Source organism: Reyranella sp. CPCC 100927 (assembly GCF_007859315.1).
Taxonomy (GTDB): Bacteria; Pseudomonadota; Alphaproteobacteria; order Reyranellales; family Reyranellaceae; genus Vineibacter.
The window spans coordinates 1-517 of record NZ_VOHA01000079.1 but is presented as its reverse complement, the minus strand read 5'-3'; the positions used below and the strand labels follow the sequence as shown (position 1 = coordinate 517).

1 protein-coding gene is annotated in these 517 nt (G+C 67.9%); it reads left to right on the top strand.

Annotation, left to right across the window (positions count from 1 at the left end; translation table 11 throughout):
- The coding region (locus FQU96_RS42045; protein ID WP_146547399.1) for an LLM class flavin-dependent oxidoreductase at window positions 1-517 on the top strand (517 nt) is incomplete at both ends.

The following is a 517-nucleotide window of genomic DNA, read 5'->3' as shown; positions in this document are numbered from 1 at the left end:
GTGGTCGGCATCTACGACATCTACCGCAACTCGGCCGCCCCCTCGATCGCCGACGGCGCGCAGGTCCCGGTCAACGATCCGTTCATGCAGATCTCCGCCATGGCCGCGGTGACGAAGAACCTCGGCTTCGGTGTGACCAGTGCGGTCACCTACGAGCAGCCGTACACGCTGGCGCGCAAGTACGCGACGCTCGATCACCTGACCCGCGGGCGCGTGGGCTTCAACGTGGTGACCTCCTACCTGCCCTCGGCCGCCGAGAACCAGGGTCTGCCCACGCAGATCGAGCACGACGAGCGCTACGAGATCGCCGAGGCGTTCCTCGACGTCTGCTACAAGCTGTGGGAGGGCTCCTGGGAGGACGACGCCGTCGGGAAAGACGTGGAGCGCGGGATCTACGCCGATCCGACCAAGGTCCACCCGATCCAGCACCAGGGCAAGCACTTCACGGTGCCTGGTGCGGCGCTCACCGAGCCCGGCCCGCAGCGCACGCCGCTGATCTTCCAGGCCGGGGCCTCCT